18 protein-coding genes and 2 pseudogenes are annotated in these 18,394 nt (G+C 73.5%); 8 read left to right on the top strand and 12 right to left on the bottom strand.

The window, feature by feature from the left end; all coding sequences use genetic code 11:
- Positions 1-81: 81 nt before the first annotated feature.
- From ACSU6Z_RS03230 to ACSU6Z_RS03215, 4 genes are all read right to left on the bottom strand, one after another.
- The gene (locus tag ACSU6Z_RS03230; protein ID WP_437042653.1) at positions 82-1,032 is read right to left on the bottom strand and encodes a cytochrome c oxidase assembly protein; all 951 of its coding nucleotides are present in this window, start codon (positions 1,030-1,032) and stop codon (positions 82-84) included.
- A 115-nt stretch (positions 1,033-1,147) separates the two neighbouring features.
- Positions 1,148-2,173, bottom strand: a complete 1,026-nt coding sequence (locus ACSU6Z_RS03225; protein WP_437042651.1) for a 6-phosphofructokinase — start codon at positions 2,171-2,173, stop codon at positions 1,148-1,150.
- A gap of 280 nt (positions 2,174-2,453) precedes the next feature.
- Complete coding sequence (locus ACSU6Z_RS03220; protein WP_437021635.1) at positions 2,454-3,182, bottom strand: type 1 glutamine amidotransferase; 729 nt, start codon at positions 3,180-3,182, stop codon at positions 2,454-2,456.
- A 23-nt stretch (positions 3,183-3,205) separates the two neighbouring features.
- The gene (locus ACSU6Z_RS03215) at positions 3,206-4,444 is read right to left on the bottom strand and encodes a MurT ligase domain-containing protein (protein ID WP_437021636.1); all 1,239 of its coding nucleotides are present in this window, start codon (positions 4,442-4,444) and stop codon (positions 3,206-3,208) included.
- 172 nt (positions 4,445-4,616) lie between these two features.
- Between ACSU6Z_RS03215 and def the strand changes: the two genes are divergently transcribed.
- On the top strand, positions 4,617-5,156 hold the full coding sequence (def, locus tag ACSU6Z_RS03210; RefSeq protein WP_437042649.1) for a peptide deformylase: 540 nt from the start codon (positions 4,617-4,619) through the stop codon (positions 5,154-5,156).
- Between the two features lie 16 nt (positions 5,157-5,172).
- On the opposite strand, the gene ACSU6Z_RS03205 is transcribed toward def, so the two are convergent.
- Positions 5,173-5,820, bottom strand: coding sequence for a TetR family transcriptional regulator (locus ACSU6Z_RS03205; RefSeq protein WP_437042647.1), 648 nt, complete (start codon positions 5,818-5,820; stop codon positions 5,173-5,175).
- Between the two features lie 168 nt (positions 5,821-5,988).
- Between ACSU6Z_RS03205 and ACSU6Z_RS03200 the strand changes: the two genes are divergently transcribed.
- Entirely contained in the window at positions 5,989-7,215 is a 1,227-nt protein-coding gene (locus ACSU6Z_RS03200) for an acyl-CoA dehydrogenase family protein (RefSeq protein ID WP_437042645.1), read from the top strand.
- Here the strand turns inward: ACSU6Z_RS03200 and ACSU6Z_RS03195 are convergent.
- Positions 7,212-7,422 (bottom strand): annotated as a pseudogene (locus ACSU6Z_RS03195) (cupin domain-containing protein); the annotation flags it as partial. The gene ACSU6Z_RS03200 and the pseudogene ACSU6Z_RS03195 overlap by 4 nt on opposite strands.
- Positions 7,422-7,668, bottom strand: a pseudogene (locus tag ACSU6Z_RS03190) (type III polyketide synthase); the annotation flags it as partial. The pseudogenes ACSU6Z_RS03190 and ACSU6Z_RS03195, both read right to left, overlap by 1 nt.
- 191 nt (positions 7,669-7,859) lie before the next feature.
- Here ACSU6Z_RS03190 and ACSU6Z_RS03185 point away from each other — a divergent pair.
- Positions 7,860-8,558, top strand: a complete 699-nt coding sequence (locus tag ACSU6Z_RS03185; protein WP_437042643.1) for a transcriptional regulator — start codon at positions 7,860-7,862, stop codon at positions 8,556-8,558.
- Here ACSU6Z_RS03185 and ACSU6Z_RS03180 read toward each other — a convergent pair.
- The 5 genes from ACSU6Z_RS03180 to ACSU6Z_RS03160 form a co-directional block, all read right to left on the bottom strand.
- A complete protein-coding gene (locus ACSU6Z_RS03180; RefSeq protein ID WP_029386670.1) occupies positions 8,546-8,782 on the bottom strand; it encodes a DUF6213 family protein in 237 nt (78 codons plus the stop codon). The two genes, ACSU6Z_RS03185 and ACSU6Z_RS03180, sit on opposite strands and share 13 nt — an antisense overlap.
- 25 nt (positions 8,783-8,807) lie before the next feature.
- Positions 8,808-10,193 (bottom strand): NADP-dependent succinic semialdehyde dehydrogenase, encoded by a 1,386-nt coding sequence (locus tag ACSU6Z_RS03175; RefSeq protein WP_437042641.1) that lies wholly within the window; start codon positions 10,191-10,193, stop codon positions 8,808-8,810.
- Between the two features lie 87 nt (positions 10,194-10,280).
- Positions 10,281-10,754, bottom strand: coding sequence for an NUDIX domain-containing protein (locus ACSU6Z_RS03170; protein WP_437042639.1), 474 nt, complete (start codon positions 10,752-10,754; stop codon positions 10,281-10,283).
- Positions 10,751-12,289 carry an ATP-dependent DNA ligase gene (locus ACSU6Z_RS03165; RefSeq protein ID WP_437042638.1) on the bottom strand — a complete coding sequence of 513 codons (1,539 nt, stop codon included), beginning with the start codon at positions 12,287-12,289 and terminating at the stop codon, positions 10,751-10,753. The genes ACSU6Z_RS03170 and ACSU6Z_RS03165 overlap by 4 nt, the downstream gene beginning before the upstream one ends.
- 29 nt (positions 12,290-12,318) lie before the next feature.
- Positions 12,319-13,269, bottom strand: coding sequence for an NAD(P)/FAD-dependent oxidoreductase (locus ACSU6Z_RS03160; protein ID WP_437042636.1), 951 nt, complete (start codon positions 13,267-13,269; stop codon positions 12,319-12,321).
- A gap of 76 nt (positions 13,270-13,345) precedes the next feature.
- On the opposite strand from ACSU6Z_RS03160, the gene ACSU6Z_RS03155 reads away from it, so the two are divergent.
- The 5 genes from ACSU6Z_RS03155 (at position 13,346) to ACSU6Z_RS03135 (ending at position 18,364) form a co-directional block, all read left to right on the top strand.
- Positions 13,346-13,918: a helix-turn-helix domain-containing protein gene (locus ACSU6Z_RS03155; RefSeq protein WP_437042634.1), complete on the top strand. Its 573-nt coding sequence runs from the start codon at positions 13,346-13,348 to the stop codon at positions 13,916-13,918.
- A 118-nt stretch (positions 13,919-14,036) separates the two neighbouring features.
- A complete protein-coding gene (locus ACSU6Z_RS03150; protein WP_437042632.1) occupies positions 14,037-15,014 on the top strand; it encodes an NADPH:quinone oxidoreductase family protein in 978 nt (325 codons plus the stop codon).
- A complete protein-coding gene (locus ACSU6Z_RS03145) occupies positions 15,011-16,204 on the top strand; it encodes an acyl-CoA dehydrogenase family protein (RefSeq protein WP_437042630.1) in 1,194 nt (397 codons plus the stop codon). Before ACSU6Z_RS03150 ends, ACSU6Z_RS03145 begins: the two co-directional genes overlap by 4 nt.
- Positions 16,201-17,319, top strand: a complete 1,119-nt coding sequence (locus ACSU6Z_RS03140; RefSeq protein WP_437042628.1) for an acyl-CoA dehydrogenase family protein — start codon at positions 16,201-16,203, stop codon at positions 17,317-17,319. The genes ACSU6Z_RS03145 and ACSU6Z_RS03140 overlap by 4 nt, the downstream gene beginning before the upstream one ends.
- 184 nt (positions 17,320-17,503) lie before the next feature.
- Positions 17,504-18,364 (top strand): phosphatidylinositol-specific phospholipase C/glycerophosphodiester phosphodiesterase family protein, encoded by an 861-nt coding sequence (locus ACSU6Z_RS03135; RefSeq protein WP_437042626.1) that lies wholly within the window; start codon positions 17,504-17,506, stop codon positions 18,362-18,364.
- The last annotated feature ends 30 nt before the right edge of the window (positions 18,365-18,394 follow it).

Below are 18,394 nucleotides of genomic sequence, written 5' to 3'. Positions count from 1 at the left end.
GTCCCCATGGTGCCCCCGTTCCCCCCTCGTGCGGTGCGGACGGCGGGATGTGGGCCGGATTTCCGGAGTGTGGCGGACCCCTCAGTTCCCGCGTGCGTTCAGCGAGGCCAGGTAGGCGTTGTACGCCTCCAGCTCCCTGTCGCCGTCGCGGTCGGCGGCCCGGTCCTTGCGCCGGGCCTGGCGCTTCTCCGAGGCGTACCACTGGAACAGCAGCGCGATGAGCACCAGGACGGACGGGACCTCACTGAACGCCCAGGCGATGCCGCCCGCCGCGTTCTGGTCCGAGAGGGCGTCGATGCCGAGCGAGGCGGGCGGATTCCGGAACGTGTCGACCATGGCGGTCGAGCCCATCATCAGCGCGATGCCGAAGAAGGCGTGGAACGGCATGCCCGCGAACAGCTCCAGCATCCGCATCAGGTGGCCCGGCCGGTGCGGCCCCGGGTCGACGCCCATGATCGGCCAGAAGAAGACCACGCCGACGGCGAGGAAGTGGACCATCATCGCGATGTGCCCCGGCCTGGATTCCATCAGGAAGTCGAAGAGCGGCGTGAAGTACAGCCCGTACAGACTCGCGATGAACAGCGGAATGGTGAACGCGGGATGCGTGATGATCCGCATGTAGCGGCTGTGCAGCAGCATCAGCAGCAGCTCGCGCGGCCCCTTCCGGCCGCGGCCCGCCGTCGGCAGGGCGCGCAGCGCCAGCGTGACGGGGGCACCGAGGAGGATGAGGATCGGCGACACCATGCTGATCACCATGTGCTGCACCATGTGCACACTGAACATGACCATGCCGTAGTCGTTCAGCTTGGTGCACATCATCAGCGCGATGCTCAGCACGCCCGCCGTGTACGCGACGGTGCGGCCCACCGGCCACTTGTCGCCGCGCCGCACCAGACGGGCCACGCCCCAGCCGTACAGCGCCAGCCCCAGCAGGCAGGCGACGAGGAAGAAGGGGTCCGTGGACCATTCGAGACCCCGCCCCAGCGTGAACGGCGGCAGATCCATCGTCATGCCGTGCCCGCTGTGATCCATCCGCCGGCTCCTGTTTCGTGGGGGTTGAGCGCTGTCTGTCCGCACCCAGAGTAGAACCGCCCCCGGCCGCGGCCGCGGCCGGGGGCGGTTTCACGAAGGGACCCCGCCGAAGGCCCTACAGCACGCACTCCGCCTCGGCGTACCGCTCCGCCGGCACCGTCTTGAGCGTCTCGACGGCCTCCGCCAGCGGCACCATCACGATGTCGGTGCCGCGCAGCGCGGTCATCATGCCGAACTCGCCGCGGTGCGCGGCCTCCACCGCGTGCCAGCCGAAGCGGGTGGCGAGCACCCGGTCGTACGCGGTCGGCGTACCGCCGCGCTGGACGTGCCCGAGGATCACCGGCCGGGCCTCCTTGCCCAGACGCCGCTCCAGCTCGACGGAGAGCTGGCGGGCGATGCCGGCGAAACGCTCGTGACCGTAGACGTCCTTGCCGCCCTCGTCGAACTCCATGGTGCCGGGCTTCGGCTTGGCGCCCTCGGCGGCGACGACGATGGCGAACCGCTTGCCCGCCTCGAACCGCTCGCCGACCTTGGCGGTCAGCTCGGCGATGTCGAAGGGCCGCTCGGGAACGACGATGGCGTGGGCGCCGGCCGCCATGCCGGAGTGCAGCGCGATCCAGCCGGTGTGGCGGCCCATGACCTCCACGATCAGCACCCGCTGGTGGGACTCGGCGGTGGTCTTCAACCGGTCCAGGGCCTCGGTCGCGACACCGACGGCCGTGTCGAAGCCGAAGGTGACGTCCGTGACGGCGATGTCGTTGTCGATGGTCTTCGGCACACCGACTATCGGCAGGCCGGCGTCGGACAGCAGCCGGGCCGCCTTCAGCGTGCCCTCGCCGCCGATCGGGATGATCGCGTCGAGCCCCAGCTCCCCGACATGCCCCCGGGCCCGCTCCACGCCGTCCCGCAGATGCTCGGGACGGACCCGGGAGGAGCCGAGGATGGTGCCGCCGCGAGCGAGGATGCCGCCCACCGCGTCGAGGTCGAGCTTGAGGTAATCGCACTCCAGGAGGCCCCTCCACCCGTCCCGGAAACCCACGACCTCGTCCCCGTGGTCGGCGACGGCGCGGTGCACGACGGACCGGATGACGGCGTTCAGGCCGGGGCAGTCGCCACCGGACGTGAGGACACCAATGCGCATAGCCCGAAATACCTTCTCAACATGGGCGCGGGGACCGGACCGCGCTGTCCGGCTCGATCCCCGCCACCCTAGCGGCATCGGGCGACGGGGCCGAACCACGCGTCCGCTTCCTGGACGCCCCCGCTCACCTGTGCGGACAGGGCGTCAGACGGGCCACCGGCACACACCGACGACCGGCACCCCACAGACCGCGCAACAGCGCTCACGCAGGCTGCCGCGCAACAGCGCTCACGCAGGCTGCTGCGCAACAGCGCTCACGCAGGCTGCTGCGCAACAGCGCTCACGCAGGCTGCTGCGCAGCCGCGATGCGCTCCTCGCGCAGTGCCTCGTACCAGCGGTCGTCGGTCGGCGGCAGCGCGTTGACGTCGAGGGCCAGCTTCAGCAGCAGGTCCGCGATGAGCGGGTTGCGCGCCAGGACCGGGCCGTGCATGTACGTGCCGAAGACCGTGTCGTTGTACGCGCCCTCCGTGCCGTCCCCGGTGCCGTTGCCGTTGCCGAAGCGGACCTGGGCGAAGGGACGGGCGGTCGGACCCAGATGGGTGACGCCCTGGTGGTTCTCGAAGCCGGTCAGCGGGGGCAGGCCCAGGCGCGGATCGATGTCGCCGAGCACGTCACCGACGCACCGCGCGCCCTCGCCGCGCACCGAGACCACGTCGAGCAGACCGAGGCCGGGCTCGCGCTGACCGAGGTCGTTGATGAACTCGTGACCGAGGATCTGGTAGCCGGCGCACACCGAGAACACGATGGCGCCGTTCTCCACCGCCCGGTACAGACCGCCGTCGCGGCGCAGCCGCTCGGCCGCGAGCCGCTGCGGCCGGTCCTCGCCGCCGCCGATGAGGTAGATGTCGCCGGAGGTCGGGATCGGCTGGTCGCTGCGCACGTCGAGCCGGGCCACGTCGAGGCCGCGCTGGCGGGCCCGGCGCTCCACCACCAGGACGTTGCCCTGGTCGCCGTAGGTGCTGAGCAGGTCCGGGTAGATCCAGACGACCCGCAGCTGGTTGTCGCTCACAAAAGTCCCCTACAGGTGTCGTGTCAGTTGCCGACGCGGCGGCGCAGGTCCTGGAAGGCGGTGTAGTTGGCGATGACCTCGATCCGGCCCGGCGGGCACAGCTGCACCGCCTGGTCGAGGTTCTCGCACACCTGGAACTGCTGGTTCGCGACCTCCAGGCGCACCGCGAGGTCCAGCTTCCGATCGCCGATGACACAGATCGGATGGCCGGTCAGACGGGTGTAGTCGACGTCCCACAGCCAGGAGGTGTCGGTGCCGTCGGCGCTGCGCGCGTTCACCGAGAGGATGACCGGGGCCGGCGGCGGGTCGATCAGGGAGAACGTCTCCAGCCAGCCGGCGGGGTTCTTCGCGAGCAGCAGGCGCAGGTCGCGGCCCTGGAACTGGACCACGTCGTAGCGCCCGGCGACCGCCTGCACCTGGTACATGCGCTCCAGGGCGACCTGCGGCGGCACCCCGAAGACGGCGGCGACGGCCGCCGAGGAGGCGGCGTTGGCCTTGTTGGCGCGGCCCGGCAGCTGGAGGTGGATGGGCCAGGCGGAGCCGTGCGGGTCCAGGACGTGGTCGCCGGACAGGGCCCAGGTCGGAGTGGGGCGGCGGAAACCGCACTCGCCGCAGAACCAGTCGTCGCCCGGGCGCTGCATCACACCACCGCAGGCGGGGCAGGACCAGGCGTCGTCCTTCCACATCTGCCCGGCGGCGACCCAGACCACGTTGGGAGAGGAGGAGGCGGCCCACACCACCAGCGGGTCGTCGCAGTTGGCGACGATGACGGCCTTGACGCCGGCCAGGCCCTCCCGCCAGTTCTCGGCGAGCATGCGGGTCTCGGCGGCGCGGTCGAGCTGGTCCCGGGAGAGGTTGAGCAGCGCGATGCACTTGGGGTCGGTGTCGCGGGCGACGCCGGCGAGGTACTTCTCGTCGACCTCGATCACGCCGTACTTCGCGTCCGAACCGCCCGCGAGCGCCGAGGTGATGCCGGCGGGCATGTTGGCGCCGAGCGCGTTGGAGACGACCGGGCCCGCGGCCCGCAGCGCCTCGGCGATGAGCCGGGTGGTGGTGGTCTTGCCGTTGGTCGCCGACACCAGGACGACGTCCAGGTTCTGGGCGAGCCGGGCGAGCAGGTCGGGGTCGAGCTTGAGGGCCACCCGGCCGCCGATCACCGAACCGCTGCCGCGCCCCGCGGCGCGGGACGCCGCCGCGACCGCCTTGCCCGCGGTCACGGCCAGCTTGGCCCGCGGCGTGAGCGGGTCCGAGTTGCCTGCCATCAGTTCTCGATCCTCCTTGCGTACGCGCCGCGCTCTTCAAGCCTGACGGCCACGTGGTGTGGCCCTCAGCCTATCGAGATCCCCCCGCACTCCCGAATCCCGCACCCGCCGGGCGGACCGGTGGCCGGTCCGCCCGGCGGCTGCGGGACGAGTGGACCTTACTCTTGCCGCCATGCGACACGGCTCGATCCCGGGCGCCCGCGGGCGCGTACGGCCCCTCACCCTCCTCGGCGACCCCGTCCTGCACGCCCCCTGCGCCCCGGTCACGGACTTCGGTCCCGAACTGGCCCGCCTGGTGGAGGACCTGTTCGCGACCATGTACGCCGCCCGGGGCGTCGGGCTGGCCGCCAACCAGATCGGCGAGGGGCTGCGGGTCTTCGTCTACGACTGCCCGGACGACGAGGACGTCCGCCACCTCGGCCATGTGGTGAACCCGCGGCTGGTGGAGACGGACGGCGTGGTGGTGCGGGGCCCGGAGGGCTGCCTGTCGCTGCCCGGCCTGGAAGCGGGCACCGAGCGGTACGACCGTGCCGTGGTCGAGGGCGTCACGGTGACCGGGGAGCCGGTGACGGTCGAGGGCACCGGCTTCTTCGCCCGGTGCCTGCAGCACGAGTGCGACCACCTCGACGGGCGGGTGTACGCCGACCGTGTCACGGGGTGGCGGCACCGCCGGCTCATGCGCCGGGCCGCGCGGGCCCCCTGGAGCCGGTGAGCGGGCCGGGAGCCGTTCAGAAGCCGGGGCCGCCGGCCCGGTCGCCCGCCGCCGCCAGGCGCCCCCACAGCAGATCGGCCAGACCCCGGACCAACTCCTCGCGGGAACAGGGCCGTTCCCCGAGCCACCAGTCCCCGGCGGCGTGCATCATGCCGACGATGCCGTGGCCCCACACCCGTGCCAGCTGCCGGCTGTCCGGGCCGAGGTCGATCCGCTCCTCGATGACCTGGGCCAGTTCCTCGCCCATGCGGCGCAGCAGCGGAGCGGAGTGCTTGCCGACGTCGAAGCCCTGCTCGCCCTGGGTGACGCTGCCCTCCGCCGGATGCATCAGGAAGCGGTACACCTGGGGGCGCGCCTCGATGGCCGCCAGATACGTCTCCAGCGTGGACTCGACCCGTTCCCTGCGGTCGGCCGGAGCGTCCAGGGCCGCCCGCAGCGAGGAGAGCAGGGCGTCGGTGTGCCGCCGGGCGAGCGCGGCGTACAGCCCGCCCTTGTCGCCGAAGTGCCGGTAGAGGATCGGCTTGGTGATGCCCGCCTCGGCGGCGATGGCGTTCATCGAGGCCTGCGGGCCGTCGCGCAGCACCACCCGGTCGGCGGCCTCCAGCAGCTCCCGCCGCCGGCGGTCGGTGGACCGCTGCTGATCGGCCCGCTGCGTGGTGTCCATGTGCTCTCCCCACCCGTGCTGATTCGGTGACGCCTGCGCAAACTAGCACTGACCGCGCCCCGGACCCCGAGCGGATGCCGGCGCACCGTCGGCTGTTGACTTTCCTACCGAGCGGTAACAGACTCGGCGTTACTGTAAGTAACGCGCATGTGCGCCGCTGGAGGGGACATGGCCGAGTTCACCATGGAGCTCAACGACGAGCAGAGGGAGGTCCGCGACTGGCTCCATGGCTTCGCGGCCGACGTGATCCGCCCCGCCGCCGCCGAGTGGGACGAGCGCGAGGAGACCCCCTGGCCGGTCATCCAGGAGGCCGCCAAGGTCGGTATCTACTCCCTCGACTTCTACGCCCGGCAGTACTTCGACCCGACCGGCCTCGGCATCCCCATGGCGATGGAGGAGCTGTTCTGGGGCGACGCGGGCATCGCCCTGTCGATCGTCGGCACCGGCCTGGCCGCCGTCGGCGTCCTCGCCAACGGCACCGAGGAGCAGATCGGCACCTGGATCCCCCAGATGTACGGCGACGCGAACGACGTCAAGGTCGCCGCGTTCTGCTCCTCCGAGCCCGACGCCGGCTCCGACGTCGCCTCCATGCGCACCCGGGCCGTCTACGACGAGGCCAAGGACGAGTGGGTGATCAACGGCACGAAGACCTGGGCCACCAACGGCGGCATCGCCGACGTCCACGTCGTCGTCGCGGTCGTCGACCCGGAACTGGGCTCCAAGGGCCACGCGTCCTTCATCGTCCCGCCGAACACGCCGGGGCTGTCCCAGGGGCAGAAGTTCAGGAAGCACGGCATCCGCGCCTCGCACACCGCCGAGGTCGTCCTCGACGACGTCCGGGTCCCCGGCTCCTGCCTCCTCGGCGGCAAGGAGAAGCTCGACGAGCGGCTCGCCCGCGCCCGGGAGAAGGCGAAGCAGGGCGGCGAGCGCGTGAGGAACGCCGCGATGGCGACGTTCGAGGCGTCGCGCCCGGCGGTCGGCGCGATGGCGGTCGGCACCGCGCGGGCCGCGTACGAGGTGGCGCTGGAGTACGCGCGCACCCGTGAGCAGTTCGGGCGGCCCGTCATCGACAACCAGGGCGTCGCCTTCCAGCTCGCCGACATGCGCACCCGGATCGACGCGGCCCGGCTGCTGGTGTGGCGCGCCTCCTGGATGGCGGCCAACGGAAGGCCGTTCACCGCCGCCGAGGGCTCGATGTCCAAGCTGTTCGCCAGCGAGACGGCGAAGGAGGTCACCGCCCAGGCGATCCAGATCCTGGGCGGCAACGGGTACACGCGGGAGTATCCGGTGGAGCGGATGCACCGCGACGCGGCGATCTACACCATCTTCGAGGGGACGAGCGAGATCCAGCGGCTGGTGATCGCCCGCACCCTGTCGGGGATGCCGATCCGCTAGCGGTGCCCGGGCGGCGTCGACCGCTCGATGCCGTACCGCCTGCGCAGCTCCCCGATCGCCGCGTGGTCCGGCGGGCCCCCTCCCGAGGATCTCCGGCGGTTCCTCGAAGTACCGCTCGTGGTCCAGGGGGCGGGGAGGCCTGGGAGACGTCTTCGCGGGCTCGTCCGCCGGGTCGGCGAACGCGTGCGGGCGGCCGGGCGGTACGACCGGACCACCGCCGGCACCCGGGCCTCGGCCTCGTGGAGCTTGTCGCGCCCCTCGAAGCCGGGGTGCTCGAGGGTCCCCTCGGCGGGCTGCGCGATGTGCCGGGTGCGCACGCCGGTGGCTCGGTCAGGCGGAGGGCCGGCGGCAGTCGGGGCGGTCGGTGTGGCGCTCACGCGCCGGCTCCCGCGTCTCCCCCCACGTGATCACGTGCTCCGGAACGGACACCGAGGGGCTGCGCGAAGTCGCCATGAACCGCGCCTGCCGCCGCCTCCCGGAAAGCCCTGCGCCCCCGGTCGGAAAGTGGTGTGCGGCCAGGGGTCTGCCGGGCGGCCCCCGGGGGTGTTCACCCAACGATCACCCGGCGGGGCGGCGTTCTCTCGCCGGACTACTCCGTCCCGGGGATCCTGGTGAATCGGAGCGGCACCGCAGGAGACAGACCGATGGAGGACGCGATGACCCGGACGGCCAGGCGACTTCTGGAGACGACCACCGGGAAACTGGCCCCGGACCCGCGCGCCAACCGGCTCGTGCCGCTGGTGGCGCGGGGCGCGGCCGGCCGGGACACGCTCGCCGCGCTCGCGCTGGAGCAGCGGTGGGTGATCGCCGCGGACCGCCGCGCCTTCCAGTACCTGGCGCAGCGGGCCGCCGCCGAGCCGGAGACCGCCGCGTACTTCACCGCGCTCGCCGAGGGCGAGGCGCTGGCCGCGCAGCGGCTGGAGGCGTTCGCGGCGGCCTGCGGCGTGACCGAGGAGCGCGCGGTGGCCTACGACCCGCTGCCGGGCTGCCAGGCCTATCCCGCCTACGCCGCCTGGCTGGCGCTCAACGGCTCACCGGCCGAGACCGTGCTCGCCCTGCACGCCAACTTCTCGGCCTGGGGCGGCTACTGCGCGACGATCGCCGCCGCCCTGCGCCGCCACTACGGCTTCTCCGGCGAGGCGTGCGCCTTCTTCGACCTCTTCGCCGAGCCGTCGCCCGTTCTCGAGGAGCAGGCGACGGCCGCCGTGCAGGCGGCGCTGGACGCGGGACGGCTGAACGAGCGGCTCGTCCACCGCTACGGGCGGCTGCTGCAGAGCTACGAGGCGATGTTCTGGCACACGCTGTGGGAACGGGAGCGGGGCCTGCCCGGTCAGGTCGACTGACCGCTGCTGTGGGCGATGCACGCCACGTCGATCCGGTCGGCCAGCTTGGCCAGCTCGATGGTGAGCGCGGCGACGGTGTCCTCGTCCAGCCCGTCCTGCCCGGCCTCCACCAGACGCAGCCACCGCCCGCCCACCGTACGCAGCAGTTTGCTCACGTCGGCCGCAGCCACCTGCAAGGTACCGCGGTCGTCGACGATCAGAGGCAGAGTCACTTCGCGGTTCACGAAAGGGATCGTAGCCGTGGAAGCCTCACGCCCCGTGCCACACGGTGGTGATGTTGCAGAACTCGCGGATTCCGTGCCCGGACAGCTCACGCCCGTACCCCGACCGCTTCACCCCGCCGAAGGGGAACGCCGGATGGGAGGCCGTCATCCCGTTGACGTAGACGCCGCCCGCCTCCAGGTCCCGCACGAACCGGTCGACGTCGGCCTCCTCACGCGTCCACACGTTCGAACTCAACCCGAAGTCGGTGTCGTTGGCGATCAGCACCGCCTCGTCCAGGTCGGCCGCGCGGTACAGCGTGGCGACCGGGCCGAACGTCTCCTCCCGGTGGATGCGCATGTCGCGGGTGATGCCGGCCAGCACGGTCGGCGGGTAGTACCAGCCGGGCCCGTCGGGGCGTTCGCCACCGCACAGCACGGTGGCGCCGCCCCGCACCGCGTCCTCCACCAGCTCCTCCAGGTCCCGGCGGCCCCGCTCGCTGGAGAGCGGACCGACCTCGGTCTCCTCGTCCATCGGGTCGCCGACCCTCAGCGCCCTCATGCCCGCGACGAAGCGCTCGGCGAAGGCGTCGTAGACGTCCGCGTGCACGATGAACCGCTTGGCGGCGATGCAGGACTGCCCGGCGTTCTGGCACCGCGCGTTCACCGCGACCTCGGCGGCCCGGTCCAGGTCGGCCGACGGCATGACGACGAAGGGGTCGCTGCCGCCCAGCTCCAGCACCGTCTTCTTGATCATCTCTCCGGCGGTGGAGGCGACCGCGCGGCCCGCGGGCTCGCTGCCGGTCAGGGTGGCCGCCTTGACCCGCTCGTCGCGCAGGACGTCGTCGACCTGCGCGGAGCCGATGAGGAGGGTCTGGAAGCAGCCCTCGGCGAAGCCCGCCCGGTGGAACAGGTCCTCCAGGTACAGGGCGGTCCGCGGCACGTTCGAGGCGTGCTTGAGCAGGCCCACGTTGCCCGCCATCAGTGCCGGTCCCGCGAACCGGATCACCTGCCACAGCGGGAAGTTCCACGGCATCACCGCCAGCACCGGGCCCATCGGCCGGTAGCGGACCAGGGCGCGGGAGGCGCCGGAGTCCTTCACGTCGGACGCCTCGGGCGCCTCGTCGGCGAGCAGCCGTGCGGCGTGGTCGGCGTACCAGCGCATCGCCTTGGCGCACTTGGCCGCCTCGGCGCGCGCCTGCCGGATCGGCTTGCCCATCTCGGTGGTGATCACGCGGCCGATCTCCTCCCGGTCCTGCTCCAGCAGGTCGGCGGCGGCGTGCATCAGCCGGGCCCGCTCGTCGAACGTCGTCGTCCGGTAGGTGCGGAAGGTGGCCTCGGCGAGCCGGAGTCGGCGCTCGATCTCGTCCTCGTCCATGGCCTCGTACGTCCGGAGCGTCTCGCCGTTGGCCGGGTTCACCGTGGCGATGGGCATGGCTGGCCTCCTCGGAGCGAACTGCGCTGTCGGGCGCCTCTCGACCTTCGCGCGCAGCCGCGGGGGCCGCAACGCGGACAGGCGCCGTCACCACGAGTGCTCCGCCAGCCGGTCGAGAAACGCGGCCTGCGCCTTCACGATCACCTCCCTGGCCCGCTCCGGCACGAACCACGCCACCCGGTCCAGCTCGGGGAAGTCCCGGATCCGCCCCGACCCCGGCGGCCACTCCATGCGGAAGGTGCCGGGGGCGATCGCCGCCGGGTCCAGGTCGGCCTCGACCGCCCAGGCCGTGACGGTCTTGCCGCCCGCCTGCCGGACCTCGCCGAGCGGTACGGCCGCACCGCCGGGCGGCGGCACCCCGAGCTCCTCCTCGAACTCGCGCCGGGCCGCCTCCCAGGCGGTCTCGCCGGGGCCGTGCTCCCCCTTGGGGATCGTCCACGCCCCGGCGTCGCGGCGGGCGAAGAACGGGCCGCCCATGTGGCCGAGCAGCACCTGCGGGCCCTCGCCGGTACGGCGGTGGAGCAGCAGTCCGGCGCTGCGCCTCCCGGCGGGCCCGGTCACGGCCGCACCCGCGGGTGGGCGGCCGACAGCGACTCCACCGTGTCCGCCTCGTCCGGACGCTTGTCCTCGCGGTAGCGGATCACGCGGGCGAAACGGAGGGTGACGCCGGCCGGGTAGCGGGAGGAGCGCTGCAGGCCGTCGTAGGCGATCTCGACGACGAGTTCGGGGCGCACGGTCACGCCCCAGTCGTGGTGCTCGACCGCCAGTTCCCGGAGCCGCTCGGTCTGCCAGGCCAGCAGGGCGTCGGTCAGGCCCTTGAAGGTCTTGCCGAGCATGGTGAAGGAGCCGTCGGCGGCGCGGGCGCCCAGGTGGATGTTGGACAACTTGCCGCTGCGGCGGCCGTGGCCCCACTCGGCGGCCAGGACGACCAGGTCGAGGGTGTGCACGGGCTTGACCTTCACCCAGGACGCGCCGCGCCGCCCGGCGCTGTAGGGGGCGTCGAGGGCCTTGGCCACGATTCCCTCGTGGCCGCGTGCCAGGGTCTCGGCGAGGAACTCCTCCGCCCGCCGGGTCTCCGCCGGGCCGGAGACGACCGTCCGCCGTACCCGCATCGGCTCGGGGACCAGCCGGGCCAGCTCCGCGTGCCGCTCGGCCAGCGGCAGGTCCAGCAGGTCCCGGCCGCCGACCGAGAGCGCGTCGAAGAAGACGGGGGAGACGGGGACCTCCCGGGCGGCCGTGGCGACGTCCGTGCGGGAGCCGACGCGCCCGGCCGTCTCCTGGAAGGAGCGGGGCCGCCCGTCGGCGTCGAAGGAGATCACCTCGCCGTCCAGGACGAACCGCTCGCCGGGCAGTGCGAGCGCGGCCCGCGTCACCTCGGGCAGCCGGCCGGTGATGTCGTCCAGGGTGCGGGTGTGGACCCGTACGGTGTCGCCGTCGCGGTGCACCTGGACGCGGACGCCGTCCAGCTTCTCCTCCACCGCGCAGGCCCCGAGCCTGTCGACCGCCTCGGCCACCGAGGAGGCGCTGTGGGCGAGCATCGGCAGCACCGGGCGGCCCACGGTGAGCCGGAACCGCTCCAGCGCGGCCGGCCCGCCGGCGAGCAGCGCCCCGGCCACCTCCTGGAGCGAACCGGCGAGCATCACCGCCCGGCGCACGTCCGCCGCCGGGGCCCCGGTCGCCCGCGCCAGTCCCTCGACGGCGACGGCGTCCAGAGCGCCCTGCCGGACCTCGCCGGTGAGCAGGCCGCGCAGGAAGCGCTGCTCGTCCTCGGTGGCCCGGCCCATCAGCTCCCCGACCAGCCGGGCGCGTTCGGCCTGGGAGCCTGGGCCGGAGACCGAGCCGAGCTCGGTGAGGCGGGCGTCGGTCTCCCGCACGGTCAGGGACGGTTCGGCGGCCGGGGCGACGGGCCGGGACAGTGCCTTCCAGCCGACGCCGAGCCTGCCCTGCGGCAGCCGTCCCGCCAGGTAGGGGATGACCACGGGGACGTCGTCCGCCTCCGCGTCCCGGAAGAGCTCCGCGAGCAGCGCGGTCTTGCGGGAGCGCGCCGGGGCGGCGGCGACCTCCCGGGACACCTGGGCCAGCCGGGTGAGCAGCATGCAGTCAGGGTGCACCGGGGGAGGCCCTCCTACACCTCCGCCCCCAGCGCCGCGTCCAGGTCCGCCATGAGCAGGTCCCCGACGATCGCCGTCGCCGCGCGGTAGCCGCCGCTCGCCGCGTGCACGACCTGCTCGGCGAAGCCGATCGCGTTGCCCGCCGCCCACACCCCGGGCACGGTCGTCAGCCCGGTCCGGTCCACCACCGGGTAGGCGCCGAGCGGGGTCTCCTCCAGTTCCGCGCCGAGCTTCTCCAGCAGGCCGGTCCGCGGGACGGGGCGCGGGCCGACGAAGACCACCGAGACCTGGTGGACCGCGCCCTCCCCGGTGAGCCGCACCCCGGTGATCCGGTCGTCCTCGACCTCGAGGCCGGCGACCTCGCCGGGCACCACCTTGACGCTGGCCGCGGCGAGGCGGCGCAGGTCCAGGTCGGACAGCTCCTCCTCGGCGAGGGTGTGCAGGAAGAGGGTGACGTCCTTCGACCACCGGGACACGATCAGCGCCTGGTGCACGCTGGCCGGGCCCGTGCCCAGCACGCCGAAGGGCTCGTCGCGCACCTCCCAGCCGTGGCAGAACGGGCAGTGCAGCACGTCCCGGCCGAACCGCTCGGCGACCCCGGGCACCGCCGGCAGCTCGTCCTTCAGGCCGGTGGCGACGACCAGCCGGCGCGCGCGGACGGTGCGTCCGCCGCCCAGTTCCACGGCGAAGTCCTCGCCGCGGGTGACGTCCACGGCCCGGTCCCGGACGAGTTCGACGCCGTAGCGCGCGATCTCCTCCCGGCCGAGCGCCAGGAACTCGGCCGGAGCCATGCCGTCCCGCGACAGATAGCCCTGCATGTGGGACGAGGGCGCGTTGCGCGGCTCGCCCGCGTCGACCACCAGGGTGCGCAGCCGGGCCCGGCCCAGGACCAGGGCGGCGGACAGTCCCGCCGCGCCGCCTCCGACGACGACCACGTCGTAGCGGTCGGCATTGTTCTCGAACATGGTTACCACCTCCGGGACCAAGGTCGCCGGTGCGCGGACGATTGACAATCATGCTTGCCGAAACTGCAATAAGCGCATGACGACGGACGATGTCCTGGCGGGCGTGGGGCCGAGGCTGCGCAGGCTCCGCAAGGAGCGGGAGATGACTCTGGCGGGGCTGTCGGAGGCGACCGGCATCTCGGTGAGCACGCTGTCGCGGCTGGAGTCCGGGCTGCGCAAGCCCAGCCTGGAGCTGCTGCTGCCGATCGCGCGGGCTCATCGGGTGCCGCTGGACGAACTGGTCGGCGCCCCGCCGGTGGGAGACCCCAGGGTGCGGGCCGAGCCGATCGTGCGGCACGGGCGTACCCACTGGCCGCTCACCCGTCAGCCCGGCGGACTCCAGGCGTTCAAGGTGCTCGAGCCGCAGCGCACGGTCGAGCCCGATCCGCGCACGCACGAGGGGTACGAGTGGCTGTACGTGCTGTCGGGCCGGCTGCGGCTGGTGCTGGGCGAGCACGACGTGGTCCTCTCCGCCGGGGAGGCCGCCGAGTTCGACACGCGCGTGCCGCACTGGTTCGGGTCGACGGGGGAGGGGCCGGTGGAGTTCCTGAGCCTGTTCGGGCCGCAAGGGGAGCGGATGCACGTGCGCGCGCGGCCGAAGCGGCCGTGAACCCCGGAAGGGTCCGCCGAACCCTTCCGGGGATGTTCCCGCGCGACTGTTCCCCGCAGAGCAAGCGACCGCTTAGTATGCGGTGGATCCCGGTCGGACAGTCGCGTGGAGGGCCCGCATGCAGGCATGGCAGGTGCACGAGAACGGCGAGCCGGACGAGGTGATGCGCCGCGCGGACACGGCACCGCCCGTGCCCGGTGAGGGCCAGGTCCTGCTGAAGGTGAGGGCCGCGAACGTCAACTTCCCGGACGTCCTGCTGTGCCGGGGCCGGTACCAGGTCCGGCCGCCGCTGCCGTTCACGCCGGGTGTGGAGATCTGCGGCGAGACCGAGGACGGGCGCCGCGTCCTGGCCAACCCCGTACTGCCCCACGGCGGCTTCGCCGAGTACGCCGTCGCGGACGCCGCCGCCCTGCTGCCCGCGCCGGACGCCCTGGACGACGCCGAGGCCGCCGCCCTGCACATCGGCTACCAGACGGGCTGGTTCGGCCTGCACCGCCGGGCCCGGCTGGAGGCCGGCGAGACGCTGCTCGTGCACGCCGCCGCGGGCGGGGTCGGCAGCGCGGCCGTCCAGCTCGGCAAGGCGGCCGGCGCCCGCGTCATCGGCGTCGTGGGCGGCGCGCGGAAGGCCGCCGTCGCCCGGGAGCTGGGCTGCGACGTGGTGATCGACCGGCGGAGCGAGGACGTCGTCGCCGCCGTGAAGGAGGCCACCGGCGGGCACGGCGCGGACGTCGTCTACGACCCCGTGGGCGGCGACGCCTACACCCAGTCCGCCAAGACCGTCGCCTTCGAGGGCCGGATCGTCGTCGTCGGCTTCGCCGGCGGCACGATCCCCAGCCCCGCCCTCAACCACGCCCTGGTGAAGAACTACTCGATCCTCGGCCTGCACTGGGGCCTGTACAACACCAAGAACCCCGAACTGGTCCGGCACTGCCACGAACAGCTCACCGAACTGGCCGCCCGGGGCGCGATCTCACCGCTGGTGAGCGAGCGCGTGCCGCTGAGCGAGGCCGCCGCCGCCGTGCAGCGCGTCGCCGACGGGGTCACCACGGGCCGCGTGGTCGTCGTACCGGCACGGGAGAACGGAGCCGCCGCATGACGAACAGCCAGGCCGACGCGGCCGGACTGCGCCGCCGCACCCGGGAGCTGCTGGCCGCGCACCCACCCGCCACCACAGGCCGCCTGGACTTCCTCCGGGCCCGCTTCGACGCCGGGCTGGCCTGGGTGCACTTCCCCGAGGGCCTCGGCGGCCTGGGCGCCCCCCGCTCCCTCCAGCCGGTGGTGGACGCCGAACTGGCCGCCGCGGGCGCCCCCGACAACGACCCGCGCCGCATCGGCATCGGCCTCGGCATGGCCGCGCCGACGATCCTCCAGTACGGCACCGAGGAGCAGAAGCGGCGGTTCCTGCGCCCCCTGTGGACGGGCGAGGAGGTCTGGTGCCAGCTCTTCAGCGAGCCCGGCGCCGGGTCCGACCTGGCCGCGCTCGGCACCCGGGCCGTCCGGGACGGCGACGACTGGGTCGTCGACGGGCAGAAGGTGTGGACCTCCAGCGCCCACCTCGCCCGCTGGGCCATCCTCATCGCCCGCACCGACCCGGACGTGCCCAAGCACCGCGGCATCACGTACTTCGTCTGCGACATGACCGACCCCGGCGTCGAGGTCCGGCCGCTGCGCCAGATCACCGGCGAGGCCGAGTTCAACGAGGTCTTCCTCACCGGAGTCCGCATCCCCGACTCCCGGCGCCTGGGCGAGGTCGGCGACGGCTGGCGGGTCGCGCAGACCACGCTCAACAACGAGCGCGTCGCCATCGGCGGTGCCCGGCTGCCCCGCGAGGGCGGCATGATCGGCCCGGTGGCGAAGACCTGGCGCGAACGTCCCGAGCTGCGCACCCACGACCTGCACCAGCGCCTGCTGAAGCTGTGGGTCGAGGCCGAGGTCGCCCGCCTCACCGGCGAGCGGCTGCGCCAGCAGCTCGCCGCCGGCCAGCCCGGCCCCGAGGGCGCCGGCATGAAGCTCGCCTTCGCCCGCCTCAACCAGGAGATCAGCGGCCTGGAGGTGGAACTCCTCGGCGAAGAGGGCCTGTTGTACGACGACTGGACCATGCGCCGCCCGGAGCTGGTGGACTTCACCGGCCGCGACGCCGGATACCGCTATCTGCGGGCCAAGGGCAACAGCATCGAGGGCGGGACCAGCGAAGTCCTGCTGAACATCGTCGCCGAGCGCGTCCTCGGCCTGCCCGCCGAACCGCGCACCGACAAGGACGTCGCCTGGAAGGACCTGGCCCGATGAGCACCGTGAGCCCTGTGAGCCCTGTGAACGAGGAGAGCTCCCAGCCCGATCTCCTCCACTCCGAGGACGAGGAGGCGGTCCGCGCAGCCGTCCGCGACCTGCTCACCGATCACTGCGACGCGGCGGGCGTGATCACGCGCACGGAGTCGGACGCCCCGCACGACCTCTCCCTGTGGAAGTCCCTCGCCGGCAGCATGGGCATGGCCGGACTCCTGGTCCCCGAGGAGTACGGCGGCCAGGGCGCCGGCCACCGCGAGGCCGCCGTCGTCCTGGAGGAACTGGGCCGGGCCGTCGCCCCCGTGCCGTACCTCACCAGCGCGGTCGTCGCCACCGAGGCGCTGCTGGCCTGCGGTGACGGCGAACTGCTCGCCGAGCTGGCCGACGGGCGCAGGACCGGTGTCCTCGCCGTCGGACTGCACACCGCGCCGGGCGCCGGGCACAAGACGGCCCGGCTGGAGGACGGCACCCTGAACGGCGAGCTGACCGGCATCGCCGACGCCGCCGTCGCCGACGTCCTGCTCGTGCCCGCGGACGACGGCGGGCTCCACGCGGTCGAGGCCGGTGCGGCGACCGTCACCCCGCAGGTGTCCCTGGACCCGACCCGCCCCCTGGCCACGGTCGCCCTCGATGGGGCGCCCGCCCGCCGGCTCGGCGACGCGGCCCCCGCGGTGCACCGCGCCCTGCGCGCCGGGGCCGGGCTGCTGGCCTCCGAGCAACTCGGGCTCGCCGACTGGGCGCTGACGGAGACCGTGCGCCACCTCAAGGAGCGCAGGCAGTTCAACCGGCCCGTCGGCGGCTTCCAGGCGCTCAAGCACCGGCTCGCCCAGCTGTGGCTGGAGGTCGCCCACCTGCGCGCCGCCGCCCGCAACGCGGCGGACGCCCTGGCGACCGGGCGGGACGCCGACGTGGCGGTGGCCGTCGCCCAGGCGTACGCGGCTCCCGTCGCCGTCCACGCCGCCGAGGAGGCGCTGCAACTGCACGGCGGCATCGGCATGACCTGGGAGCACCCGGTCCACCTGTACCTGAAGCGGGCCAAGGCCGACTCGATCGCGTACGGCACCGCGGGCGCCCACCGGGAGGCGCTGGCCGGTCTCGTCGACCTCCAGGCTCCCTGACGTACACCTGCGTGAAGCGCGGGGAAAGCCCGCCCCTCCGGGGGCGGGCTTTCCCGTGCGCCGGCCTCCGGCGAAGTGAACGTACGACGGCGGTCCGGCCAACTCCCCGCACGGCTCCGCTCCTTGTGCCCGCCACACCCCATACTCGCAGGGGTCCCTCACGGCAACCCCAGGGAGGCAGAGCATGGCCCTCACCACCCGTCGCAGAGTCCTCACCACCCTCGGCGCCGCCCTCGCGGGTTCGGTCGCCCTGCCCGCCGCCACCGCCTCCGCCGGTGAACACCCGCACCGTCCCGGCCCGTTGTGGCGCGCCCACGCCCACAACGACTACGAGCACCCGCGCCCCCTCCTCGACGCCCTCGACCACCGCTTCGGCAGCGTCGAGGCCGACGTCCACCTCGTCGACGGCCGCCTCCTCGTCGCCCACGACCCCGAGGACCTCGACCCGGCCCGCACCCTCGAATCCCTCTACCTGGACCCGCTCGCCGCCCGTGTGCGGGCGCACCACGGCCGGGTGTACCGCGGTCACCGCGGGTCGCTGCAACTCCTCGTCGACATCAAGACCGAGGGCGCGTCGACCTACCTGGAACTCGACCGCCGGCTGAGCCGCTACCGGCACCTGTTCACGACGTACGCCCACGGCCGCGTCCGCACCGGCCCGGTCACCGTGGTGGTCTCCGGTGACCGGGCGGCCCGCGCGCCGATGGCGGCCCAGACCGTGCGGCGGGCCTTCTACGACGGCCGCCTCGCCGACCTCGGCGGCCCCGCGCCGGCCTCCTTCGCCCCGCTGATCAGCGACAACTGGACCCTGAACTTCACCTGGCGGGGCGTGGGCGCCTTCCCGGACGCCGAACGGCAGAAGCTGCGGACCCTCGTCCGCGCCGCGCACACGCGCGGGCAGCGCGTGTGCTTCTGGGCCACCCCGGACACGCCCGGGCCCGCCCGGGACGCCCTGTGGGGCGAACTGCTCGCCGCCGGCGTCGACCACCTCAACACCGACGACCTCGCGGGGCTGGAGGCCTTCCTGGACGCGCACCAAGGCTGAACGGGGCCGGACACCACACGTTCGGAGGAC

The organism is Streptomyces sp. enrichment culture, from assembly GCF_964273145.1.
Taxonomy (GTDB): domain Bacteria; phylum Actinomycetota; class Actinomycetes; order Streptomycetales; family Streptomycetaceae; genus Streptomyces.
The sequence above is the reverse complement of the archived record's forward strand: the minus strand, read 5'-3'. Positions and strand labels throughout refer to the sequence as shown.

Coding starts and splice junctions, on each gene's coding strand:
- ACSU6Z_RS03200 (WP_437042645.1), top strand. CDS start 5,989: ATGGCCGAGTTCACCATGGAGCTCAACGACGAGCAGAGGGAGGTCCGC.
- ACSU6Z_RS03160 (WP_437042636.1), bottom strand. CDS start 13,269: ATGTTCGAGAACAATGCCGACCGCTACGACGTGGTCGTCGTCGGAGGC.
- ACSU6Z_RS03140 (WP_437042628.1), top strand. CDS start 16,201: ATGAGCACCGTGAGCCCTGTGAGCCCTGTGAACGAGGAGAGCTCCCAG.
- ACSU6Z_RS03155 (WP_437042634.1), top strand. CDS start 13,346: ATGACGACGGACGATGTCCTGGCGGGCGTGGGGCCGAGGCTGCGCAGG.
- ACSU6Z_RS03175 (WP_437042641.1), bottom strand. CDS start 10,193: ATGCCCATCGCCACGGTGAACCCGGCCAACGGCGAGACGCTCCGGACG.
- ACSU6Z_RS03145 (WP_437042630.1), top strand. CDS start 15,011: ATGACGAACAGCCAGGCCGACGCGGCCGGACTGCGCCGCCGCACCCGG.
- ACSU6Z_RS03225 (WP_437042651.1), bottom strand. CDS start 2,173: ATGCGCATTGGTGTCCTCACGTCCGGTGGCGACTGCCCCGGCCTGAAC.
- ACSU6Z_RS03165 (WP_437042638.1), bottom strand. CDS start 12,289: ATGCTGCTCACCCGGCTGGCCCAGGTGTCCCGGGAGGTCGCCGCCGCC.
- ACSU6Z_RS03205 (WP_437042647.1), bottom strand. CDS start 5,820: ATGGACACCACGCAGCGGGCCGATCAGCAGCGGTCCACCGACCGCCGG.
- ACSU6Z_RS03185 (WP_437042643.1), top strand. CDS start 7,860: ATGGAGGACGCGATGACCCGGACGGCCAGGCGACTTCTGGAGACGACC.
- ACSU6Z_RS03135 (WP_437042626.1), top strand. CDS start 17,504: ATGGCCCTCACCACCCGTCGCAGAGTCCTCACCACCCTCGGCGCCGCC.
- ACSU6Z_RS03215 (WP_437021636.1), bottom strand. CDS start 4,444: ATGGCAGGCAACTCGGACCCGCTCACGCCGCGGGCCAAGCTGGCCGTG.
- def (WP_437042649.1), top strand. CDS start 4,617: ATGCGACACGGCTCGATCCCGGGCGCCCGCGGGCGCGTACGGCCCCTC.
- ACSU6Z_RS03150 (WP_437042632.1), top strand. CDS start 14,037: ATGCAGGCATGGCAGGTGCACGAGAACGGCGAGCCGGACGAGGTGATG.
- ACSU6Z_RS03230 (WP_437042653.1), bottom strand. CDS start 1,032: ATGGATCACAGCGGGCACGGCATGACGATGGATCTGCCGCCGTTCACG.